This is a genomic window from Brevibacterium sp. 1718 (assembly GCF_051131255.1).
Classification (GTDB): domain Bacteria; phylum Actinomycetota; class Actinomycetes; order Actinomycetales; family Brevibacteriaceae; genus Brevibacterium; species Brevibacterium sediminis.
The window spans coordinates 2,842,353-2,864,352 of sequence record NZ_CP186550.1 but is presented as its reverse complement, the minus strand read 5'-3'; the positions used below and the strand labels follow the sequence as shown (position 1 = coordinate 2,864,352).

18 protein-coding genes are annotated in these 22,000 nt (G+C 66.2%); 17 read left to right on the top strand and 1 reads right to left on the bottom strand.

What is annotated here, in order from left to right; all coding sequences use genetic code 11:
* Window positions 1-7 precede the first annotated feature (7 nt).
* From ACOZ9V_RS12870 to ACOZ9V_RS12835, 8 genes are all read left to right on the top strand, one after another.
* Window positions 8-2,059 (top strand): S9 family peptidase, encoded by a 2,052-nt coding sequence (locus ACOZ9V_RS12870; RefSeq protein WP_181271632.1) that lies wholly within the window; start codon window positions 8-10, stop codon window positions 2,057-2,059.
* Window positions 2,052-3,224, top strand: coding sequence for a hypothetical protein (locus tag ACOZ9V_RS12865; RefSeq protein ID WP_229664100.1), 1,173 nt, complete (start codon window positions 2,052-2,054; stop codon window positions 3,222-3,224). Before ACOZ9V_RS12870 ends, ACOZ9V_RS12865 begins: the two co-directional genes overlap by 8 nt.
* On the top strand, window positions 3,221-5,449 hold the full coding sequence (gene ligA, locus ACOZ9V_RS12860; protein WP_181271633.1) for an NAD-dependent DNA ligase LigA: 2,229 nt from the start codon (window positions 3,221-3,223) through the stop codon (window positions 5,447-5,449). Before ACOZ9V_RS12865 ends, ligA begins: the two co-directional genes overlap by 4 nt.
* A gap of 169 nt (window positions 5,450-5,618) precedes the next feature.
* Complete coding sequence (locus ACOZ9V_RS12855) at window positions 5,619-6,086, top strand: hypothetical protein (protein WP_139468894.1); 468 nt, start codon at window positions 5,619-5,621, stop codon at window positions 6,084-6,086.
* 153 nt (window positions 6,087-6,239) lie between these two features.
* Window positions 6,240-6,545 (top strand): Asp-tRNA(Asn)/Glu-tRNA(Gln) amidotransferase subunit GatC, encoded by a 306-nt coding sequence (gene gatC / locus ACOZ9V_RS12850; protein WP_181271634.1) that lies wholly within the window; start codon window positions 6,240-6,242, stop codon window positions 6,543-6,545.
* Between the two features lies 1 nt (window position 6,546).
* Window positions 6,547-8,049, top strand: coding sequence for an Asp-tRNA(Asn)/Glu-tRNA(Gln) amidotransferase subunit GatA (gene gatA / locus ACOZ9V_RS12845; RefSeq protein WP_434590593.1), 1,503 nt, complete (start codon window positions 6,547-6,549; stop codon window positions 8,047-8,049).
* Entirely contained in the window at window positions 8,046-9,527 is a 1,482-nt protein-coding gene (gatB, locus tag ACOZ9V_RS12840) for an Asp-tRNA(Asn)/Glu-tRNA(Gln) amidotransferase subunit GatB (RefSeq protein ID WP_172171171.1), read from the top strand. Before gatA ends, gatB begins: the two co-directional genes overlap by 4 nt.
* 213 nt (window positions 9,528-9,740) lie before the next feature.
* A complete protein-coding gene (locus ACOZ9V_RS12835) occupies window positions 9,741-10,775 on the top strand; it encodes a hypothetical protein (RefSeq protein WP_434590590.1) in 1,035 nt (344 codons plus the stop codon).
* 13 nt (window positions 10,776-10,788) lie between these two features.
* Here ACOZ9V_RS12835 and def read toward each other — a convergent pair whose 3' ends face one another.
* Window positions 10,789-11,361 carry a peptide deformylase gene (gene def / locus ACOZ9V_RS12830; RefSeq protein ID WP_139468891.1) on the bottom strand — a complete coding sequence of 191 codons (573 nt, stop codon included), beginning with the start codon at window positions 11,359-11,361 and terminating at the stop codon, window positions 10,789-10,791.
* Window positions 11,362-11,743: 382 nt separating this feature from the next.
* On the opposite strand from def, the gene cysK reads away from it, so the two are divergent.
* The 9 genes from cysK to mdlC all read left to right on the top strand — a co-directional run bounded on the left by cysK (window position 11,744) and on the right by mdlC (window position 21,973).
* Window positions 11,744-12,670 carry a cysteine synthase A gene (gene cysK, locus ACOZ9V_RS12825; protein ID WP_139468890.1) on the top strand — a complete coding sequence of 309 codons (927 nt, stop codon included), beginning with the start codon at window positions 11,744-11,746 and terminating at the stop codon, window positions 12,668-12,670.
* A gap of 146 nt (window positions 12,671-12,816) precedes the next feature.
* The gene (gene epsC, locus ACOZ9V_RS12820; RefSeq protein WP_139908497.1) at window positions 12,817-13,491 is read left to right on the top strand and encodes a serine O-acetyltransferase EpsC; all 675 of its coding nucleotides are present in this window, start codon (window positions 12,817-12,819) and stop codon (window positions 13,489-13,491) included.
* 346 nt (window positions 13,492-13,837) lie between these two features.
* Entirely contained in the window at window positions 13,838-15,028 is a 1,191-nt protein-coding gene (locus tag ACOZ9V_RS12815) for an LLM class flavin-dependent oxidoreductase (RefSeq protein ID WP_434590587.1), read from the top strand.
* Window positions 15,025-15,738, top strand: coding sequence for an NAD(P)H-dependent oxidoreductase (locus ACOZ9V_RS12810; RefSeq protein WP_434590584.1), 714 nt, complete (start codon window positions 15,025-15,027; stop codon window positions 15,736-15,738). The genes ACOZ9V_RS12815 and ACOZ9V_RS12810 overlap by 4 nt, the downstream gene beginning before the upstream one ends.
* 1 nt (window position 15,739) lies before the next feature.
* Entirely contained in the window at window positions 15,740-16,204 is a 465-nt protein-coding gene (locus ACOZ9V_RS12805; RefSeq protein ID WP_434590581.1) for a MarR family winged helix-turn-helix transcriptional regulator, read from the top strand.
* Window positions 16,205-16,294: 90 nt separating this feature from the next.
* Window positions 16,295-17,239, top strand: coding sequence for a 2-hydroxyacid dehydrogenase (locus tag ACOZ9V_RS12800; protein ID WP_139468887.1), 945 nt, complete (start codon window positions 16,295-16,297; stop codon window positions 17,237-17,239).
* A gap of 189 nt (window positions 17,240-17,428) precedes the next feature.
* Window positions 17,429-19,141 carry a dihydroxy-acid dehydratase gene (gene ilvD, locus ACOZ9V_RS12795; RefSeq protein ID WP_434590578.1) on the top strand — a complete coding sequence of 571 codons (1,713 nt, stop codon included), beginning with the start codon at window positions 17,429-17,431 and terminating at the stop codon, window positions 19,139-19,141.
* A 158-nt stretch (window positions 19,142-19,299) separates the two neighbouring features.
* A complete protein-coding gene (locus tag ACOZ9V_RS12790; protein WP_181271638.1) occupies window positions 19,300-20,241 on the top strand; it encodes a D-2-hydroxyacid dehydrogenase family protein in 942 nt (313 codons plus the stop codon).
* Window positions 20,242-20,326: 85 nt separating this feature from the next.
* Window positions 20,327-21,973, top strand: a complete 1,647-nt coding sequence (mdlC, locus tag ACOZ9V_RS12785) for a benzoylformate decarboxylase (RefSeq protein WP_181271639.1) — start codon at window positions 20,327-20,329, stop codon at window positions 21,971-21,973.
* Window positions 21,974-22,000 lie beyond the last annotated feature (27 nt).

Sequence of the window (22,000 nt, the reverse complement as noted above, 5' to 3'; positions counted from 1 at the left end):
TGGGGGCATGAAGGAAAGTCCCCAAGATGTCGTCACGGCACCTTATGGAACCTGGTCCTCACCTCTGGGCGCCGCCGAGGTGGCCGCCGGTGCCGCTCCGATCTTCGACGCCGCCTTCAGGGGAGACGAGATCTTCTATTCGACGAAGATCCCCGCCGAGAAAGCCCGCACCGGGCTCGTCCGCACCTCACTGTCGCGTCCGGGAGAGCGTGAGCAGGTCATTCCGACCGGGTTCAACATCCGCTCCGCCGTCCACGAATACGGTGGCGCCTCGTGGGCTCTCGACCAGAACAGCGAAGTCATCTACTTCGTCAACGCCGCAGATCAGCGCGTCTGGCAGATCATTCCCGGGCGAGCCCCGCATGCCCTGACCCCGGACACCTCGGGGCGGATCCGCTACGGAGATCTGCACATGAGTCCGTGGGGACTGCTGTGCGTGCGCGAGGACTGCCGGTCCACCCGTCGTGAACGCGCGATTGTGCTGCTGACCAAGCACGGGACGACGAATGTGCTCTCGACCCACTCTCATTTCATGGCCTGGCCCAGACTCTCACCCGACGGCAGCAGCTTGGCATTCATCGGCTGGGAGCACCCGAACATGCCCTGGGACGGAACGACCCTGTGGCTGGTCGATGTGCGCACGCCGGCCACCCCTGCGGTCGCCGTGCTCAGCGGCGACGGCGTCGAACGGCCACGCAGAGCCGATCCGGGCATGCCGAGCCCGACCGATCCGGGCATCTCCCTGCTCCAGCCGGAGTTCACCTCCGATTCCTCCCTCCACGTCATCTCCGACCATCACGGGCAATGGTCGTTATACGGGCTCGACATCGACCCCGTCGCCTCGCGTCCCCTGGTCACCGACGACCGTCAGACGCCGGCGCCCGAAAGAATCGGATTCGACCGGCTGCGACCGGTCATCGACACCGGCGAGGAGATCGGTGGTGCCCTCTGGCAGCTGGGCACGCGGTGGCACCTCAACGACGGGGATGAGGTGTGGGCGCATTCTCAGGCGGCCACCGCGACGCTCGTGCGCTGCCGCCTCACCCCCTCCGATACAACGCTGGGTCCTTCCGACACGGCCTGGGAGACCATCGACACGACGGGGGAGACCTTCGGCACGATCGAACTCCTCGACCTCGGACGCACACACCTGCTGCTGACGGCGAAATCGACAAGGCGCCCCGGAGTCCTCTATGCCGTCGACCGGGTGACCGGACTGTTCACCGAGATCGCAAGCGAACGCCTCGACACCCACCAGGGCTATTACTCCCGCCCGCAGGTCGGCGAGCTCGGGGGAGTGCCCGTCGTCATCCACCCGCCCCACAACCCGCGCTTCGCAGCTCCCGTCGACGAACTCCCGCCCTTCGTGGTCTCGATCCACGGCGGACCGACGGGACAGGCGACTCCGGAGATGACGGCCCGCACGAGCTTCTTCACCTCCCAGGGCATCGGCGTCCTCGAGGTCAACTACGGCGGGTCGACCGGATTCGGTCGCGCCTGGCGTGACCGGCTGCGCGGCGGGTGGGGAGTCGTCGACGTCGAGGACACCGTCGCCGCCGTCAACGGACTCATCGCAGCCGAACTCGCCGATCCGAATCGCATCGCCATCTCCGGAGCCTCCTCGGGCGGGTGGACGGTGCTGTCCGCCCTGGCCTCGACGAACGTGTTCGCCTGCGGCACCTCGTATTTCGGGGTGACTGACCTCATGCGCTTCGTCGTCGACACCCACGACTTCGAATCCCACTACATCGACGGCCTCGTCGGACCCTGGCCCGCAGCCCAGGACGAATACATCACTCGGTCGCCGATCCGCCGGACCAGCGATATCACGGTGCCCGTGGCCGTCATGCAAGGCGACCGCGACCCGATCGTCCCACCCTCACAGGCCCAGGAATTCGTCGATACACTCGAACTGGCCGGAGTGGAGTACATTTACCGTCTGTACAAGGGCGAATCCCACGGCTTCGTCCGCGCCGAAACCATCATCGATTCCCTGGAAAGCGAGTTCGGATTCTATGTCGACGTCTTCGGAATCCCCCGCGCCCACCAGCATGGCTGAACCCCGATCTTCCGACCGCGAAAGCTCCGACCGCGACCGTCCCGGTGCCACCTCCACCGAGGCGGCCGCCCCCGATGTCCCGATGTCCGTTCTGCCCGCCGCCACGACCACGGGAATCTGGCTGCCCGGAGCCCGCGATCCGCACCGCGGCTATATCGCGACCAGTCCGGTCCGGGAGGCTGCGGCCTCCGGTTTCGACATCCTCGCCGACCAGCTTCCGCCGGTACCCCTGACCGCTCACCAATCCGAGGGCAGATGGGGCGCCGACGCCATCGGTCGCGCCGTCGGCCTGCTCACCGAACTCCACGTCGACCGCACATCCTACGGATGGCGCCTGACCGCCTCGGCGGGCAAAGACGAACGGCTCGAGGACTCGGCATTGATCGAAGCCTTCGACGCGATCGCCGAATACGGTGGGTCCCGGCCCGGGCAGGTCCAGATCAGCCTGCCGGGACCGTGGTCGCTCGTGACCGCGTTGAGCCTGAGCTCCGGCGCTCGTGTGCTCGGCGACTATGGGGCACGCCGCGACGTCGTCCAGGCCTACGCCTTCGGCATCGCCGCCTTCACCGACCGCATCGCGAGCCTGGGTATGCAGCCGACCGTCCGCCTCGTCGAATCCCGCCTGAACCCGGTCCTCACCGGCACCTGGCCGACGGTGTCCGGGTGGGCGAGCCTGCCCGCCATCAGCGAAACCCAGGTGTGGGCGGCGCTCGAATCCACGCTGCGCCACCTCCCGCCCACCGTGCTCGCCCTGCCGGACCTCGATTCTTTGAACCTGCAGGGCAAGGAGATTCCCGCCGCCGAGGCGGTCCGCCGCACCGGCGCCCGATCCGTGTCAGTGCCGTTGGCTAGCCTGAGACCACACAGCTGGGAGCAGCTGGCGATCCTCGCCGAGGCGGGGCTCGGCACCTGGATCCACCTGCCGGCAGCGGCCGGTGTGCGATCGGACGCGGTCAACCACTGGTGCGAACGGATCCGCACCCCGTGGTCGCGCATCGGCATGGGGGTCGCGAGTCTGCGCGAATTCGGGATCATCGCCGGACCCGAACTGCCGCTGACCTACCCGCCGCTGCTGGAAGACCAGCCGGGGATCGGACCCGAGCACAATCGGGGAACCATGACCATCGCCGCCGGTCTGCGGCGGGCTCTTGAGGAGATCGAATGACCACGACACCGGAGAACGCCGACTCGTCGACGCCCGAGCATCAGACCTCGGATTCGACCACACCCGACCTGCAGGGCGTCGACCTCACCGACGCGACCGCTCGCGCTCAGGCCCATGCTCAGCTGACCGAGAGGATCGAGGAGCTGCGGGCCGCCTACTATCAGGACTCCCTGCTCGTCTCCGATGCGGAATACGACGAACTCGTCCATCGCCTCGAAGACCTCGAGGCGCAGTTCCCCGAACTCGTCACCGACTCCTCGCCGACGCAGACCGTCGGCGGCGTCGTCGACACCTCGACCTTCGACCCGGTCGAACACATCGGTCCGATGTACAGCCTCGACAACGTCTTCGACTACGACGAACTGCGTGCCTGGTACGAACGGGTGCGGTCGGCCACCTCGGTGAAGTCGAAGTTCCTGTGCGAACTCAAGATCGACGGCCTCGCCGTCAATCTGCTCTACCAGAACGGCGAACTCGTGCGGGCGGCGACCCGCGGCGACGGACGCATCGGTGAGGACATCACCGCGAACGTGCGCACGATCTCCGATATCCCGCACCGCCTCGACACCGAGCACCCGCCGGCCGAGGTCGAGATCCGCGGTGAGGTGTTCTTCCCCGTCGAGGACTTCGCCGAACTCAACGCCTCCCTCGTCGCCGAGGGCAAGGCCCCGTTCGCGAACCCGCGGAACTCCGCGGCCGGTTCGCTGCGGCAGAAGGACCCGGCCGTCACCGCACGCCGGCCCCTGCACATGCTCGTCCACGGAATCGCCGTGTGGACACCGGCCGATGATTCGCATCCGGAGCCTGCTCACCAGTCCGAGGTCTACGAGCAGTTCCGGTCGTGGGGTCTGCCGATCAGCGACTACTTCAAGGTCCTCGCCACCGTCGACGAGATCGAAGACTTCATCTCCTATTACGGCGAACACCGTCACGATGTCACCCACGAGATCGACGGAATCGTCATCAAGATCGACGATATCGCCGTGCAGGAGACGATGGGCTATACGTCTCGCGCACCGAGGTGGGCGACGGCCTTCAAGTACCCGCCAGAGGAAGTCACGACGAAGCTCATCGACATCCAGGTGCAGGTGGGTCGGACCGGGCGCGTGACCCCATTCGCCGTGATGGAACCGGTCACCGTGGCCGGATCGACCGTCGAGCGGGCGACCCTGCACAACGGGTACGAGGTCAAACGCAAGGGCGTGCTCATCGGCGACACCGTCACCCTGCGCAAGGCCGGAGACGTCATCCCCGAGGTGCTCGGCCCGGTCGCGGCGCTGCGGGACGGATCCGAGCACGAGTTCGTCATGCCCACCCACTGCCCGTCCTGCGGGACCGAGCTCGGTGAGCAGAAGGAGGGCGACAAGGACCTGCGGTGCCCGAATTCTCGATCGTGCCCGGCGCAGCTGGCCAACCGCATCTTCTACTTGGCCTCCCGCGCGGCCTTCGACATCGAAGCTCTCGGCGAGGAGGCCGCACTGGCGCTGACGGCGCCGGCCGAACCGGACACGCCCCCGCTGACGTCGGAGGCCTTCCTCTTCGACCTCACCCCGGAGGATCTGGGCGATGTCAAGATCTGGCGGAACAAGAAGTCCAAGGGAGTGGAGACCGGTGAGCGAGAGCTTGTCCCGTATTTCTACACCCGGGGAACCGCGAAGAAGCCGAGCGCCCCGAGCGCGAACACGAAGAAGCTCTTCGACGAGCTGGAGAAGGCGAAGGATCAGGATCTGTGGCGGGTGCTCGTCGCCTTGTCGATCCGCCACGTCGGACCGACCGCGGCACGGACCCTGGCCGCGAAGTTCCGGACTCTTGAGGCCATCCGTGAGGCAAGCCTCGAGGAGCTGTCGGCCGTCGAGAGCATCGGTCCGACGATCGCCCAGAGCATCCGCGATTGGTTCGAGATCGACTGGCACGTCGAGATCGTCGAGACCTGGGCGGCCGCCGGGGTGCGGATGGAAGACGACGAGGTCGAGGCCGCCGCGCAGACCCTTGAGGGGCTGACGATCGTGGCGACCGGTTCGCTGAGTTCGTTCACCCGCGATGGCATCAAGGAGGCGATCCTCGGTGCCGGCGGCAAGGCGGCGGGATCGGTCTCGAAGAAGACCGATTATGTCGTCGCCGGTGAGAATGCCGGGTCGAAGTTGGAGAAGGCGGAGTCGCTGGGCGTGCCCGTCCTCGACGAGGACCAGTTCAGGGTTCTGTTGGAGACCGGCAGCCTCGACTGAGGTGTGCCCTGGCCTCGTGCCTGGTCCCTGGTGCCTCGCTGCAGGAGGGAATACATCCCGGTTCCGGGAGGTTCCATGGTGCGGCTGTGATTCGTTCGTGACCGAACTCGAAGTCGGGGTTCAGACTCAGCCAAGCTCAGAGACAGCTTCGAGTGGAAGAGTGTGGGACATGAGATGGATCCCCAAAGTCCTCGCCGGAACCTGCGTGGTCGTCGCCGCGGCACTGACCGCGGTGCCGGTGACGGCGGGCCTGGCGGACCTGGTGCTGGGGCCGGGACCGAACAGCACCAAACGCAATGCTCAGCCGGCACTGACCTCGATGCGCACCCCGGCCGCTCCGGTCACCGCGCGGACCGAGGAGTCGACGATTGCGTTCGACGGCATCTCGACGGACGCGCACGAGGTCATCGAAGGCACCATCGTCGACGATTCTGCGGTCGGCGCATTCTCAGCCGGCACGGACCTCGTCGCCGCCACCGCGGCCGACGCCCGGACCCGCATCGCCGATCTCGCCGCCGACCTCCAGGCCGGAGTCTCGGCCGGAGAATTCACCCAGGCCGACGCCGACCGCGTCGTGGCCGACATGGCCGGATACATCCACGGCACCCGCACCTGGCCCGAACGCCTCCCCGCCTAATAATTACTACCTGACGGCGGCCCAGCAACCTCGCGCGAGGTTGCTGGGCCGCCGTCAGGTAGTTCTGGGGGAAGGTCACAGTGCAACGGCGGGGGCGGGTCGGCTGAAGAGACTAGACTGGTGGCGAGTGAAAACGACGATGAAAGGCAGGGAATGACGGAGTCTTCCGCAATCACCCCCGAACAGGTGGAGTATCTGGCTTCACTGTCTCGGATCGCCATGAGCGACGATGAGCTGAAATCGCTCGCCGGTGATCTGAGCACAATTCTGGGAAACGTCGCCAGGGTCAACGAAGTGGCCGGCGACGATGTGCCCGCAACCAGCCACCCCATCCCGCTGACGAACGTCATGCGCCCCGACGTCGTGGGCGAGACGCTCTCCAGCGAACAGGCACTGGCCTCGGCCCCGGCAGCCGAGGACGACAAGTTCCTCGTCCCGCAGATCCTCGGGGAGGAATGAGATGACTGAACTGACGAACAAGAGCGCCCTCGAACTCGCCGCAGGTCTGAAATCCGGCGAGTTCTCCTCCGTCGACGTCACACAGGCGCACCTCGACCACATCGCCTCCACTGAGGATGACTTCAACTCCTTCATCACCGTCACCGACGAGCTCGCTCTGGAGACCGCGAAGGCCGTCGACGCCAAGCGCTCCGCCGGTGAGGACCTCCACGCCCTGGCCGGTGTTCCGGTGGCGCTGAAAGACCTTGTCGTCACCGAAGGCACGCGTACGACCGCCGGGTCGAAGATGCTCGAGAACTGGGTTCCGCCCTACGAATCGACCGTCCACAACAAGGTCAAGGCCGCAGGACTGCCGGTGCTCGGCAAGACCAACCTCGACGAGTTCGCCATGGGCTCGACGACCGAGCACTCGGCCTTCGGCAACACCCGCAACCCGTGGAACCTCGACCACGTGCCCGGAGGATCGTCGGGGGGCGCGGCCGCAGCGCTGGCCGGATTCCAGGCCCCGCTGTCCGTGGGCACCGATACGGGCGGATCCGTCCGCCAGCCCGCCGCGTTCACCGGCACCGTCGGCGTCAAGCCGACCTATGGTTCGATCTCGCGCTTCGGCATCATCGCCATGGCCTCGAGCCTCGACCAGGTCGGACCGATGGGCCGCAACGTCGCCGACGCCGCAGCCCTGCACGAACTGCTGGCCGGACATGATCCGCTCGACTCGACCTCGCTGCCCGATGAGGTCGGCGGATTCCTGAGCGCCGCCCAGACCAGCGAGCTCAAGGGCAAGAAGCTCGGCGTCATCAAGCAGCTGGCCGGTGAAGGATACCAGGACGGAGTCCGTACCGCGTTCACGGCAGCGCTGGAAACCGCTGCCGCTGCCGGAGCCGAGATCGTCGAGGTCGACTGCCCGTCGATCTCCTACGCCCTCGACGCCTACTACCTCATCATGCCCTCCGAGGTGTCTTCGAACCTCGCTCGCTATGACGGCATGCGCTACGGCCTGCGCGTCGAACCGGAATCCGGTCCCGTCACCGCCGAGACCGTCATGTCGGCCACTCGTGCCGCAGGCTTCGGATCGGAGGTCAAGCGCCGCATCATCCTCGGCACCTACGCCCTGTCGGCCGGCTACTACGACGCCTACTACGGCTCGGCGCAGAAGATCCGCACCCTGGTCCAGAACGACTTCGCGAAGGCCTTCGCCGCCTGCGACGTCCTGGTGTCCCCGACGACCCCGACAACCGCACTGAAGTTCGGTGCGGAGAAGGCCGCCGACCCGATGGCACTCTACCTCGGCGACGTGGCGACGATCCCGGCGAACCTCGCCGGAATTCCCGGACTGTCTCTGCCTGCGGGCCTGGCCGATGGTCTGCCCGTCGGCTTCCAGATCCTGGCTCCGGCCCGTGAGGACGTCAAGCTCTACGAGGTGGCCGGACCCTTGGAAGCCGCACTCGAATCCGCCGGCGGACGCGTGCTCGACACTCTCGCGGAAGGACTGAACGCCAAGTGAAATACGAAGACGCGATCAAGAAATACGATCCGGTCATCGGCATCGAGGTCCACGTCGAACTCGGCACCGCGACCAAGATGTTCGACGCCGCCCCCAACACCTTCGGCGGGGGACCGAACACGAACGTGACCCCCACCTCGCTCGGCCTGCCCGGATCCCTGCCCGTGGTCAACGAGAAGGGTGTGGAGTACGCGATCAAGATCGGTCTGGCCCTCGGCTGCGAGATCGCCGAAACCTGCCGGTTCGCTCGCAAGAACTACTTCTACCCGGACGTGCCCAAGGACTTCCAGACCAGCCAGTCCGATGAGCCGATCGCGGCCGAAGGCCAGGTTGAGGTCGAGCTCGAAGACGGCACCATCGTGACCGTCCCCGTCGAGCGCGCCCACATGGAGGAAGACGCCGGCAAGAACACCCACGTGGGAGGGGCCACCGGCCGCATCCAGGGGGCCGACCATTCCCTCGTCGACTACAACCGCGCCGGTGTGCCGCTCGTTGAGATCGTCACCCACCCGATCACCGGTACAGGGGAACGGGCCGCCGAGGTGGCCGCCGCCTATGTGCGGACCCTGCGGGACATCTTCCGCGCCCTCGACGTCTCCGAAGCCCGCATGGAGCAGGGCAACGTCCGCGCCGACGTCAACGTGTCCCTGCGGGAGAGCCCCGAGGCTCCGCTGGGCACCCGCACGGAGACGAAGAACGTCAACTCCTTCCGCTCGATCGAACGCGCAGTGCGCTTCGAGATCGCTCGCCAGGCGACTCTCCTCGAGGCGGGGGAGAAGGTCGTCCAGGAGACCCGTCACTTCCACGAGGAGACCGGAGAGACCTCCTCGGGGCGTCCGAAGTCCGACGCCGACGACTACCGCTACTTCCCCGAGCCCGACCTCGTCCCGCTGCAGCCGTCCCGCGAATGGGTCGAGGAGCTGCGGGCGAGCCTGCCCGAGCTGCCGGCGCAGAAGCGGCGCCGCCTCCTCGGGGAATGGAAGTTCTCCGACCTGGAGATGCGCGACATCGTCAACGCCGGACTCCTCGAAGCCATCGAGGACACCGTCACCGCTGGTGCGAAGCCCGCAGCGGCACGCAAGTGGTGGACCGGTGAGGTCGCACGCCTGGCCAACCAGGAGGACAAACACCCCACCGAGATCATCACACCCGCCCAGGTGGCAGGACTCGTCGATCTCATCAACGAGGGCAAGCTCAACGACAAGCTGGCCAAGGATGTGCTCACCGGAGTCATCGCCGGCGAAGGCGAGCCCGCCGAGGTGATGAAGGCCCGCGACCTCGAAATCGTCGAGGACACCGGTGCACTCGAAGCCGCCGTCGAGGAGGCCATCGCGGCCAACCCCGATGTGGTCGAGAAGATCAAGGGCGGGAAGATGCAGGCCATCGGAGCGCTCATGGGTCCGATCATGAAGGCCACCCGCGGGCAGGCCGATGCCGGAAAGGCCAAGGACCTCATCCTCGCCAAGTTGGGCGTCTGAGTACAGGTCCGACTCCGATCTTGGTCGACGGCGGCGCCTGACAGTGCCGAGCAGGACTCAGGATTGATCCAGCCACACCCTCTAGACTGTGCGTCCAAGGGAACCGACCGGTTTCCCGAGCACAGCGGAGGGTGTGGCTGTTCGCATTCCCCGCAGCCGATGGCCCGCAGGGACAGGGCCGAGTGCGTGACCCACACGCGTGGAGGTGAAGCGGTGTCTGAGTGGAAATCGCTGTGGAAGAGCGAATGCGGGAAGTCCGCGCCGATCTATCGGGTGCTCGTGCCCGACAGCGTCAACGAGGCGGTGCTGCGAGCCTGGAGTGCCCGCGGATACCGCTACACGGCCGGAGCCCCGAGCGCGATCATGCTCACCGGTGGGATGAGCCGGAACTTCTTCCGCTCCAGCGTCCTGTTCAAGGGCGGCACTGCCGCCGGCACCGCCGTGACCGCGGGATTCGCGGCTCCCGGGGGACTGGCTCTGGTCTCGGGATTCGCCGACGCCGCACTGACCTTCGGCGGAATGGGTGCGGCTACCGCCCTGGGCACCGGAATCTTCGCCGCCGTCACCGGGCCCAAGTACCTGCGTGACCCGAAGCGACTGAGTCGGAAGAACCGGCGCAAGGTCGCCGGCGCCCAGTGGGTGACTCCGGCCAGTCTCGGCTATCTGCCGGGGCGCAAGGAAGGCCGGGACACCGACGAACAGCGTCTGTTCCATCTCGCGGTCACGATCGCTCGCAAGATCGTGCACACCCGTGCCTGGACCCACCCGATACTCAAAGACCACGTCTCCCGCGTCGACCTCGACCATGCCGTGGCCTCCATCGGAGTGCGGCTGCAGGAACTCGTCAGCCTGCGCGAGGAGATCGAAGGCATCCGCGATGCGGGAACCGCGAAGTCGGTGGAGACCTATCTGTCGAAGCTGGCCGTCGCATTCTCGTCGATGGCCCGCCGGGTGGAGTCGATGCACGAATACTACGAGCGGCTGCTCGAACTCGATCAGCAGCTGATGCTGCTGCACAACTCCGAACGCTCCCGCGAGCTCGGCGATCGAGTGCTCGATGTGCTGTCTCGCACCGCAGCCGATGATTCCGCCGATTGGCAGTTCAGGGAGCTGCGCATCGATGCGGATTCGCAGTCGTCGATCATCTCCGGACTCGTCGCCGAACTCGACCAGACTGCCGATGATTTCGACGACTTCGACACCCGGCTCGCCGCGGCTCAGAAGTCCGTGGACGAACTCGAAGCCTGAGCTCGCCCCCGGCTCAGTGACCGAAAGGGTCGGGGTCGACTCCCGGCATCCATGACTGGCCCGGCTGGTTATAGCCGTGAGCCTCCTGGGCTTTCTTCCACTTCTTCGACCACCGCTTGTCGAGACGGTCGACGTAGAGGGTTCCCTGCAGGTGGTCGTATTCGTGCTGCATGATGCGCGCGAACCACCCGTCAGCGCTCAGGGTCACCGGTTCGCCTTTCTCATCGAAGCCGTTGACGGTGACCCTGTCGGCACGTTTGAGGGGGAAATCGAGACTCGGCACCGACAGGCATCCTTCGGTCTCATCGTCGGGATCAGGACGGGTATCGGGAACCTTCGAGGCAATGAGCACGGGATTGACGAAGGTGCCGCGACGACGCACACCATAGTCATCGTCGGCGTTGAACACGAAGATGGACTTGCCGACACCGATCTGCGGTGCGGCCAGTCCGACACCGTTGCTGGCGTCGAGCGTCTCGTGCATGTCTGCGACGAGTTCGGCAAGGTCCTCGTCGAACTCGGTGATCTTCTCGGCACGACGATGCAGAACGGGCTCGCCGTAGACGACGATGGGATGAATAGCCATGGGGACAATCGTATCGGTCACCTGAGACCGTCTCAGACTCGGCCCGATCGCAGCGCTCGGGCGCGATCTCGGGGGAGGGCCGCCTCGGTGACCGTGTCCACCGATTGCTCAGCGGTTGATCGTATCCCGCGCTCGATCGAGTGGATGGATATGCGGCCATCTCGGGTATGTGATAGGGGCCGTCATAAAGTTTCGCCCCCAGCGAACACAGATTGTTGAGCAACATATCTGGGAACACGTTCAAGGTCGGCGTGGTTATGATGAGGGCAAGCCGTCTCGGACCACGAGATGCAAGCTGTCGCTCCACCCGTTCAGGTGCACGTCCGCCGAACGGCGAGTGGCCGCCGACGGCGGTGCACAAAGAATCGTGAAAGGACTTACTTTGACCATCTTCAACAACGTCTCCGAACTCGTCGGCCGCACGCCGCTGGTGCGCATCAACAAGGCCAGTGACCGGTCGGGCGCCGAGATCGTGGCGAAGCTCGAATCCTCGAACCCCGGCAACTCCGTCAAGGACCGCATCGGCGTGGCGATGATCGACGCCGCCGAGAAGTCCGGCGAACTCAAGCCCGGCGGAACCATCGTTGAGGCGACTTCGGGCAATACCGGCATTGCGCTGGCCATGGTCGGCACCTCCCGCGGCTACAAGGTCGTCCTCACGATGCCCGAATCGATGTCGAAGGAGCGCCGTGCTCTGCTGCGCGCCTTCGGAGCCGAGCTCGTCCTCACCGACAAGGCTGCGGGTATGAAAGGTGCCGTGGCGAAGGCGGAAGAGGTCGCCGCCGAGGGGGCCGTGCTCGTCCGTCAGTTCGAGAACAAAGCCAATGCTGAGATCCATAAGGCCACGACCGGCCCCGAGATCCTCGCCGACACCGATAACAAGGTCGACATCTTCGTTGCCGGCATCGGCACCGGCGGCACCATCTCCGGCGCAGGCGCCGCTCTGCGTGAGGCGCTGCCTGAGGTCAAGATCGTCGCCGTCGAACCCTCCGCCTCGCCGCTGCTGACCGAGGGCACTGCCGGACCGCATGCCATCCAGGGTCTGGGTGCGAACTTCGTGCCGGGCATCCTCAACACTGAGATCTACGACGAGGTCGTCGACATCGACAACGAGGTCGCCATCGAGCGGGCCCGCGAGGTCGCCAAGGAAGAGGGTCTGCTCGTCGGAATCTCTTCGGGTGCTGCCCTTGCTGCGGCTGAGCAGGTCGCTTCGCGCCCCGAGAACGCCGGCAAGCGCATCGTCGTCGTCCTCCCCGACTTCGGCGAGCGCTACCTGTCGACACCGCTGTTCTCGGAATACCTCGACTGAGCGCGAGTGAACAGCGTGAGGGCGTCAGACTTCGGTTTGGCGCCCTCGCTGTCTGAGACGTTCCCTGTCGGAGGGTCGCGGGAATTCTTCCGACCGGATCCGACTTGCACGAGATAGACCGAGACGACTGAGCAAGGGAGTCAATGATGAAGGCACTGTGGGCAGCGGCCGCGGCAGCTGCGGGGGCGGCCGCCTTTGGGCTGAGCCGACCCGGTGTGCGCGAGACGCTGAGAGAAGACCTCGAGACGGTGAAGCGACGCGATCCGGCGGCGCGCAATGATTTCGTCTCCCTGGTCTCCTACCCCGGGATGCATGCCATCTGGGCGCACCGCGGACTCCACCGGCTGTGGCAGCACGATGCCGGAAAGGTTCCGGCGCGACTGATGTCCCAGCTCGTGCGGACGCTGACCGGGGTGGAGATCCACCCAGGGGCCAGGATCGGGCGTCGCTTCTTCATCGACCACGCCAACGGAGTCGTCATCGGGGAGACCTCGGAAGTCGGCGACGATGTCATGCTCTACCATCAGGTCACCCTCGGCGGTACGTCGATGGCACAGACGAAGCGCCACCCGACGATCGGCAACCACGTGCTCGTCGGAGCCGGGGCGAAGATCCTCGGCCCCGTCGTCGTCGGCGACAACTCCGCGGTCGGAGCCAACGCCGTCGTCGTCAAGGACGTGCCGGCCGACTCGAGCGCTGTCGGCATCCCCGCGACCGTGCGCTCGAAGAAGAAGGACGGCGCCGCTTCGGCGAAGGCGGGAGCCGAGTCGTCGACGACGCACCCGGATTTCGTCCTCGAGGATCCGGCCCTCTGGATCTGAGTCCACCGCCGCGGCCATGCTCCGGTTCGCTGCTGTGCTCAGCGAACCGGTCTCGGCGAACAGACACGAAAAGCGGTTCCTGCCTACGGGCGGGAGCCGCTTTTCGTGCATTGTTGGGTCGATCCACGGTGAAAATCGGGCTGGAACCGCGGAAACACCGTGGATCGACCCAACAGTCGACCGTTTGCGATCATGGCCTCGCGTCCCACCCAGGTGACCGCTCTGGGGCCGGGAATACTTTCGCGACCATCTCTGTTAAGATTTCAACTAGTTACTTCAAAATTGAAGTTAGTCCAATCAGCAGGGCGGACGCGAGAACCGCAGCAGCCCAGATGCAGGAGGCGTCATGGAATTCGGAATCTTCACCATCGGCGATGTCACCACCGACCCCACCGACGGCACCACCGTCAGCGAGAACCAGCGGATCAAGAACACCGTCGAGATCGCCAAAAAGGCTGAGGAGGTCGGACTCGACGTCTTCGCCACCGGGCAGCACCACAACCCGCCCTTCGTGGCTCCGGCGAACCCGCCGGTCCTGCTGGCCAACATCGCCGCACAGACGGAGAAGCTCGAACTCTCCACGGCGACCACGCTCATCACCACAACTGATCCCGTGCGCATCGCCGAGGACTACTCGTACGCGCAGCACCTCTCCGATGGTCGCATCAGCCTGATCATGGGCCGCGGCAACACCGGCCCCGTCTACCCGTGGTTCGGCAAGGACATCCGTGCCGGCATCCCGCTGGCCGTGGAGAACTACAATCTGCTCTACCGTCTGTGGCGTGAGAAGAGCCTCGACTGGGAAGGCAAGTTCCGCACTCCTCTCAACGGTTTCACCGTCACCCCGACCCCACTGGACGAGGTGCCGCCGTTCGTCTGGCACGGCTCGATCCGCAGCCCCGAGATCGCCGAACAGGCCGCCTACTACGGCGACGGATTCTTCCACAACAACATCTTCTGGCCGACCTCGCACACCGCGCGGATGGTTCAGCTCTACCGCCAGCGCTACGAATACTACGGCCATGGCAAGGCCAGTCAGGCGATCGTCGGCCTCGGCGGTCAGGTGTTCATGCGCAAGAACTCCCAGGACGCCGTCCGCGAGTTCCGTCCCTACTTCGACAACGCCCCGGTCTACGGCCACGGGCCCAGCCTCGAGGACTTCTCGACGCAGACTCCGCTGACCGTCGGCTCGCCGCAGCAGGTCATCGAGCGCACCCTGAGCTTCCGCGACTGGGCCGGGGACTACCAGCGCCAGCTCTTCCTCATCGATCATGCGGGACTGCCGCAGAAGACGGTGCTCGAACAGCTCGACCTCCTCGGCGAAGAGGTCATCCCCGTCCTCCGCGAGGAGTTCGCGAAGGGCCGCCCGGCCGAAGTCCCCGACGCTCCCACCCACGCATCCCTCGTCATCCGGCACCGCGAGGGCCGTGACCCGATCCCCGGCGGCGGAGAAGGATCGCGGGCCTACGAAGACCGCCAGGCCCGCGCCGCCGAAGCCGCCCAGAATGCGACACCGGAAGGAGCCGACCGCTCATGAGCACGAACACGATGACCATCGTGGCCGTGACCACCTCGCTGAGCGAGGACTCGACCACGCTCAAGCTCACGAACCGGGTCCTCGGCCAGGCCGCCTCGGCGGGGGAATCGGTGGGCATCAACGTGACCACGGACGTCATCAACGTCCGCAACCTCGCCACTGCGCTCACGGATATGACCCTGACCGGGTTCCGCTCCGAAGCGCTGGAGTCGGCCTTCGCGACCATCGCCGCCGCCGATGCGATCGTCACTGTCGCACCGGTGTACAAGGCCGCCCCCGTCGGACTGCACACCCTGTTCTGGCAGCTTATCGACGACAAGACGCTGAGCCGCAAACCCGTGCTCATCGCCTCCACCGGCGGCACCGCCCGCCATTCGCTGGCCGGGGACGCGGTGCTGCGGCCGATGCTGTCCTACCTCAAGGGCGTCGTCGTGCCCACCACGGTGTTCGCCGCGACCGACGACTGGGGGACCGTCGAAGGCGGCCGTGCGCTGACCGCCCGGATCCGTCAGGCGGGGGAGGAACTCGTGTCCCTGACCGCAGCGATCATCGGCGCCGGAAACGACGACCTCGCCGAGGTGGCCGACCCCGATTCGCACGCAGGTGCAGGGGCGGGCGCGACCCGGGGCACCTCCTCGGCGAATCGCGGAATCATCGACGAATTCGACCCCGCGAACGTCACCCCGTTCGCGCAGCTGCTCGAGGACTGAGATGACGGAGATCAGATTCGGGCTCGGAAGGGAGGCGCTGGCGCAGAACGCGTGGCGGACCTATTTCGAGACCTCGCAGCGCCTCCGTCAGGCCCTCGAGGTCCAGCTCAAGGACGATGCGGGGCTCGACGTCAGCGACTACAACACTCTGCTCCTGCTGTGGGAAGCCCCGGAGCGGACGCTGACGATGAGCGCCCTGGCGAAGAAGCTCGTCTTCTCGCCGTCGCGGCTGAACTATCGGATCAAGGTCCTCGTCGACGCGGGACTGGTGACGAAGACCCAGTGTCTCGATGACGGGCGTGCCCACAATGTCGCACTCACCGAGGCGGGAGCGCGGGCATTCCTGTCCGCCGGGTCCCAGCACAAGAGCTATGTCGACGAGATCTTCTTCGACCATGTCAGCGACGCCGAACTCGAGGTGCTCGAGGCCGTGTTCACGCGGATCGGGAAAGCGCTGCCGGAGTGATGAGGCGGGCGCTGCCCGAGTGACGAGGCCCGTCATCTCAGAGTGACGAGGTTCTCGGCACCGGGCAGGGCTGCGTGCCACAATGAGGGCATGTCCATCACCACAATCGCCTTCCCGAACTCCGAGCTCCGCAACCGTGTGATCGCTCGGATACCTGCTCACCAGCGCGCGAACGTCGACCTCGTCGTCTTCTCCGATGCCGAACGTTCGGCCAAGCTCAGTCGTGACGATGTCGATGTCGTCATCCTGCCGTACATGGATTCCGGGCCGACGATCGAGCTGCTCGACGAGCTGCCCAATCTGCGCATGGTCATCACTCAGACGACCGGATTCGATCCCGTCGCCCACCTACCCGAACGCGGAATCCAGGTGGCGACCGCCTCCGGCGTGCACACCGGGGGCACCGCCGAGCTCGCCCTGGCGCTGACCCTGGCCAGCCTGCGCGGAATCGATGACGCCGTGCGCTCGCAGGTCTCGCGGGTATGGGAGCACCAGCGTCACCGCTCGCTGCAGGACCGGCGGGTGATGATCATCGGCGTCGGCGAGATCGGCTCGGCCATCGCCGACCGCTTCGACCCCTTCGAAGTCCAGCTCACCCGAGTGGCCTCGACCGCACGTGAGGACGAGCGCGGGAAGATCCACGGCGTCGACGAGCTGCCGGAACTACTGCCCCACACCGAGGTGGTCGTGCTCATCACCCCGCTCAACGAGGGCACCCACCGCCTCGTCGATGAGAAGTTCCTCAGCCTGCTTCCCGACAATGCGCTCATCGTCAACGTCGCCCGCGGCAAGGTCGTCGACACGGAGGCGCTTGTGGCGGAACTCGCCGCGGGCCGGCTCCATGCCGCCCTCGACGTCACCGATCCGGAGCCGCTGCCGCGCAACCACGCGCTGTGGGGCACCCCGAACACCCTCATCACACCCCATGTCGGAGGCGACACCTCGGCGTTCGAACCACGGGTCGTGAAGATCCTCGCCGAGCAGGTCAGGCGGATCAACGACGGTGAGCAGCCGGTCAATCTTATCAAGGCCTGAGCTGCCGTGAGCTGGGGCCCGAGGCGCAGCGAATCGCGGGCCTGCATCGCCGGCAATAGGTCACGCGAATCTGACCTAAGCACGGCCGGAACATGTCCCCGCGGTCGGACTCTCGCATGGTTCCCACGAGAGGTTCCACCATGCGAGAGTCCGGCATGCGGATGCTGAAATCGGGCGTAGCATGCCTGCATGAGCATCGATACAGACACCACCACTCCCGACATCAAACCCCGTTCTCGCGATGTCACTGACGGTCTCGAGGCCACTGCCGCGCGTGGAATGCTGCGCGCCGTCGGCATGGGCGACGACGACTGGGTGAAGCCGCAGGTTGCGATCGCGACCTCGTGGAATGAGATCACCCCCTGCAACATGTCGCTGCAGCGTCTCGGTTCGGCTGCCAAGGAAGGCGTCCACGAGGCCGGTGGCTTCCCGCTGGAATTCGGCACCATCTCCGTCTCGGACGGAATCTCGATGGGCCACGAGGGAATGCACTATTCGCTGGTCTCCCGCGAGGTCATCACCGACTCCGTGGAAACCGTGATGAGCGCCGAACGACTCGACGGCTCCGTGCTCATGGCCGGCTGCGACAAGTCGATCCCCGGAATGCTCATGGCCTCCGCCCGCCTCGGGCTCTCGAGCGTCTTCCTCTACAACGGTTCGATCATGCCCGGAACCGCGAAGATGGAGGACGGCTCGGAGAGGGAAGTCACCCTCATCGACGCCTTCGAAGCCGTCGGCGCCTGCCGTGCGGGCACCATGTCCCAGAAGGACGTCGACGCCATCGAGCGCGCCGTCTGCCCCGGCGAGGGTGCCTGCGGCGGAATGTACACCGCGAACACGATGGCCTCGGCCGCCGAGGCGATGGGCATGTCGCTGCCGGGTTCGGCCGCTCCGCCGGCGATCCACCGCAACCGCACGATGTTCGCCCGCAAGTCCGGCGAGGCGGTCGTCAACCTGCTGCGTCAGGGCATCACCGCGAAGGACATCATCACCCGCGAATCGCTCCACAATGCGATCGCCGTGGTCATGGCCTTCGGCGGATCGACCAATGCAGTGCTCCACCTCCTGGCCATCGCGCACGAGGCCGGAGTGACGCTGGAGCTCGATGACTTCAACCGCATCGGCGACAAGGTCCCGCACCTGGGCAACGTCAAGCCCTTCGGCCAGTATGTGATGAACGACGTCTTCAAGATCGGCGGCGTGCCCGTGATCATGAAGGCCCTCCTCGACGCGGGTCTGCTCAACGGAGACTGCCTGACCGTGACCGGCAAGACCGTGGCCGAGAACCTTGAGTCGATCAACCCGCCGGACCCCGACGGGAAGATCCTGCGTGCGCTAAGCAATCCGATCCACGCCACCGGCGGCCTCACAGTGCTGCAGGGATCGCTGGCCCCCGAAGGTGCCGTCGTGAAGTCCGCCGGTTTCGACGCCGACGTCTTCGAAGGCACCGCTCGCGTCTTCGACCAGGAGAAGCCGGCGATGGACGCCGTGCTCAACGGCGAGCTGAAGAAGGGCGACGTCGTCGTCATCCGCTACGAAGGCCCCAAGGGCGGACCCGGAATGCGCGAGATGCTCGCGATCACCGGCGCCATCAAGGGCGCGGGCATCGGCAAGGACGTCCTGCTGCTCACCGACGGTCGCTTCTCCGGCGGTTCGACAGGTCTGTGCATCGGCCACATCGCCCCCGAGGCGGTCGACGGCGGTCCGATCGCGCTCGTCGAGGACGGGGACAAGATCACCGTCGACATCGCGGCCCGCTCGATCGAGCTCCACGTCGACGAGGAGGTGCTGGCCGAGCGTCGCAAGTCCTGGACCCTGCCCGAGAACCACCGTCTCACCGGTGTGCTCGGCAAGTACGCGAAGCTCGTGCAGTCGGCGTCGAAGGGCGCGGTCTGCTTCTGATCCAGTTCAAGGTCCGTTGCTGATTCCGCTTGCCTTCGGGTGACGCTCAGCGATACGGAACGGTTCCACCATCGCCGAGGCGGTGCAGACGTCACGTCTGCACCGCCTCGGCGATCGGCTCTAGGATGTAGGTCACACGACTTCAGGAGAGGAACACAATGCGCATCGTCGTTCTCGATGACTATCAGCAGGTGGCAGGCAAGTTCGCGGACTGGAGCGGTCTCGACGCCGAGGTCGAGTTCATCGATCGTCACATCGTCGACGACGATGACCTGGTGCAGGTCCTCTCCGGCGCCGAGGTGGCTGTGGCGATGCGGGAGCGAACCGCCTTCACCGCCGGCCGGCTGGAACGGCTGCCGGACCTCCGTCTGCTCGTGACCACGGGACGGGTCAACGCCTCCATTGACGTGGAGGCGGCGCGTGCGCAGGGGATCGTGGTCTGCGGAACCGAGTCGACCACCTCGGCGACACCGGAGCTGACCTGGGGACTCATCCTTTCCGTTCTGCGCAGCATCCCGGCCGAGGACGCCGCTGTCCGAGGCGGCGGCTGGCAGTCGACCGTCGGGGGAGACCTCGATGGGCACCGCCTCGGCGTGGTCGGTCTGGGACGTCTGGGAACGAAGGTCGCGCGGGTCGGTGCGGCCTTCGGAATGGACGTCGTGGCGTGGAGCCAGAACCTCGACGCGGAACGGGCGGACGCCCTGGGCGTGCGCGCGGTGAGCAAGGACGAACTGTTCTCCACCGCGGACGTGGTGACGATCCACTACAAACTCAGCGACCGCAGCCGAGGACTCGTGGGAGCCGCCGAACTTGAGACGATGAAGCCCGACAGCATCCTCGTCAACACCTCGCGCGCCGGACTCGTCGACACCGACGCGCTCATCACCATGCTGGAAGCAGGTGGGATCCGTGGGGCCGGACTCGACGTCCACGACGAAGAGCCGCTGCCGGTGGACCATCGCCTCCGCAGCACACCGCGCACTGTGCTCACCCCGCACCTGGGATACGTCACCGAAGACACCTATCGGATCTTCTTCACTCAGGCGGTCGAGGACATCGCAGCCTGGGTCACAGGAGAGCCGATCCGCGTGCTGGGCTGATGCGCCAACGGATATGGTGAGGTGGGAGAGGCGCCACGCAACTCGGCTCCTCCGTGCGAGAACTATGAACGAAAGCAGAGGCACAATGGTCGACCAATCCGACAGAGACGACGGAGAGAAGACAGTCCTCGACGCGAGTCTGGAGGTCTTCCGTGCCCACGGGATGACGACGATCTTCGGAAATCCGGGATCGAACGAACTGCCGTTCCTCGCAGGACTGGGCGACGACTTCCGGTTCGTCCTCGGTCTGCACGAGCAGGTCGTCGTCGGTATGGCCGAAGGATTCGCACGGGCCACGGGAGGGCCGGCGTTGGTGAATCTGCACGCCGCCTCGGGGTCGGGCAACGGCATGGGGGCGTTGACGAACGCCCACTACGGCCACGTTCCGCTGGTCGTCCTCGCAGGTCAGCAGGTGCGCCGCACCGTCGGTCAGGAGACGATGCTCGCCAGCGTCGATGCCTCGATGCTGCCCGCCCCGCTGGTGAAGTACTCGCACGAGCCGCTGTCGGCCACCGACGTGCCGCGCACGCTGTCGCAGGCGGCACTCGAGGCAACCACCCAGCCGAGTGGTCCCGTCTATGTGTCCGTTCCGCTCGATGACTGGGACGAACCGGCCCTCCCCGATGACGCACTGTTGGCGAAGCGTTCGGTGACGACGGCAGGAACCATGCCGGAGTCGCTGCGCCGCGAACTCACGGACGTTCTCGACGGGGCACAGAACCCTGCCCTCGTCCTCGGCCCGCAGGTCGATGCCGCAGCCGTGGCTGATCCGACGGTCTATGAGGACGCAATGGTGCTGGCCGAACGCCTGAACGCCTCCGTCTACGTCGCACCCTCACCGACGCGGTGCCCGTTCCCGACGACCCATCCGAACTTCGAAGGCGTCCTGGTTCCGGGCATCCGATCGGTGCGCGACCGATTGTCCGGCCACGACGTCGTGCTCGTTATGGGAGCCGCCACGTTCCGGTACCACCGCTGGGAGCCGGCGAACTATCTGGCGCCGGGCACCGAGGTCATCCAGATCACCCAGGACCCGCGTGAGGCGACACGGGCACCGTTCGGCCGCGCCGTCGTCGCGGACGTCGCGACCGCGCTCGCCGACCTCGCTGCAGCGACGACGGATCGAGGAACTCGCCGAGGCGACCGTGGGTCTCGAATCGTCACCTCCCCGCCGCGGTCAGAGCAGGGAATGACCGGCACCGAGGTGCTCGCCGTGCTCAACGATCATGTCGACGACAGCGTCGTGTACGTCAATGAGACGACCACCCTCGACCTCGACTACCTCGAGCGGATCGTCATCGACAGGCCGGGCATGTACCACTTCCCGGCCTCGGGAGGGCTCGGCTTCGGGCTGCCGGTCGCGCTGGGTTTGGCGATCGGCGACCCGGAGAAGACCATTGTCGCCACCGTCGGTGACGGGTCGGCGAACTACGGGCTCACAGCTCTGTACACGGCCGCCCAGTTGGGCACGAAGACGATCTTCGTCATCGTCAACAACTCCGGATACGGTGCGCTCTCCGGATTCGCCGAGCGGATGGGCGTCCCTGACATCCCGGGGCTGACTCTGGGCACGATCGACTTCGTGTCGTTGGCGCAGGGCTACGGTGTCCCGGCCAGCCGGACCACGACTCGCGAGGAATTCGACGCGGCCTACCGTGAAGCGCTGCAGGCCGACGGACCGGTGCTCATCGACGCCGTCGTCCTCGGCGTCGACGGGCGGACGGTGGCGTGACAGAACGACGAAGCCGCCGGAGAGTCG

Bases quoted from the DNA above. Each gene is read 5' to 3' on its own strand.
- ACOZ9V_RS12870 (WP_181271632.1), top strand. From the start codon at position 8: ATGAAGGAAAGTCCCCAAGATGTCGTCACGGCACCTTATGGAACCTGG.
- ACOZ9V_RS12865 (WP_229664100.1), top strand. From the start codon at position 2,052: ATGGCTGAACCCCGATCTTCCGACCGCGAAAGCTCCGACCGCGACCGT.
- ligA (WP_181271633.1), top strand. From the start codon at position 3,221: ATGACCACGACACCGGAGAACGCCGACTCGTCGACGCCCGAGCATCAG.
- ACOZ9V_RS12855 (WP_139468894.1), top strand. From the start codon at position 5,619: ATGAGATGGATCCCCAAAGTCCTCGCCGGAACCTGCGTGGTCGTCGCC.
- gatC (WP_181271634.1), top strand. From the start codon at position 6,240: ATGACGGAGTCTTCCGCAATCACCCCCGAACAGGTGGAGTATCTGGCT.
- gatA (WP_434590593.1), top strand. From the start codon at position 6,547: ATGACTGAACTGACGAACAAGAGCGCCCTCGAACTCGCCGCAGGTCTG.
- def (WP_139468891.1), bottom strand. From the start codon at position 11,361: ATGGCTATTCATCCCATCGTCGTCTACGGCGAGCCCGTTCTGCATCGT.
- epsC (WP_139908497.1), top strand. From the start codon at position 12,817: ATGAAGGCACTGTGGGCAGCGGCCGCGGCAGCTGCGGGGGCGGCCGCC.
- ACOZ9V_RS12815 (WP_434590587.1), top strand. From the start codon at position 13,838: ATGGAATTCGGAATCTTCACCATCGGCGATGTCACCACCGACCCCACC.
- ACOZ9V_RS12810 (WP_434590584.1), top strand. From the start codon at position 15,025: ATGAGCACGAACACGATGACCATCGTGGCCGTGACCACCTCGCTGAGC.
- ACOZ9V_RS12805 (WP_434590581.1), top strand. From the start codon at position 15,740: ATGACGGAGATCAGATTCGGGCTCGGAAGGGAGGCGCTGGCGCAGAAC.
- ACOZ9V_RS12800 (WP_139468887.1), top strand. From the start codon at position 16,295: ATGTCCATCACCACAATCGCCTTCCCGAACTCCGAGCTCCGCAACCGT.
- ilvD (WP_434590578.1), top strand. From the start codon at position 17,429: ATGAGCATCGATACAGACACCACCACTCCCGACATCAAACCCCGTTCT.
- ACOZ9V_RS12790 (WP_181271638.1), top strand. From the start codon at position 19,300: ATGCGCATCGTCGTTCTCGATGACTATCAGCAGGTGGCAGGCAAGTTC.
- mdlC (WP_181271639.1), top strand. From the start codon at position 20,327: ATGGTCGACCAATCCGACAGAGACGACGGAGAGAAGACAGTCCTCGAC.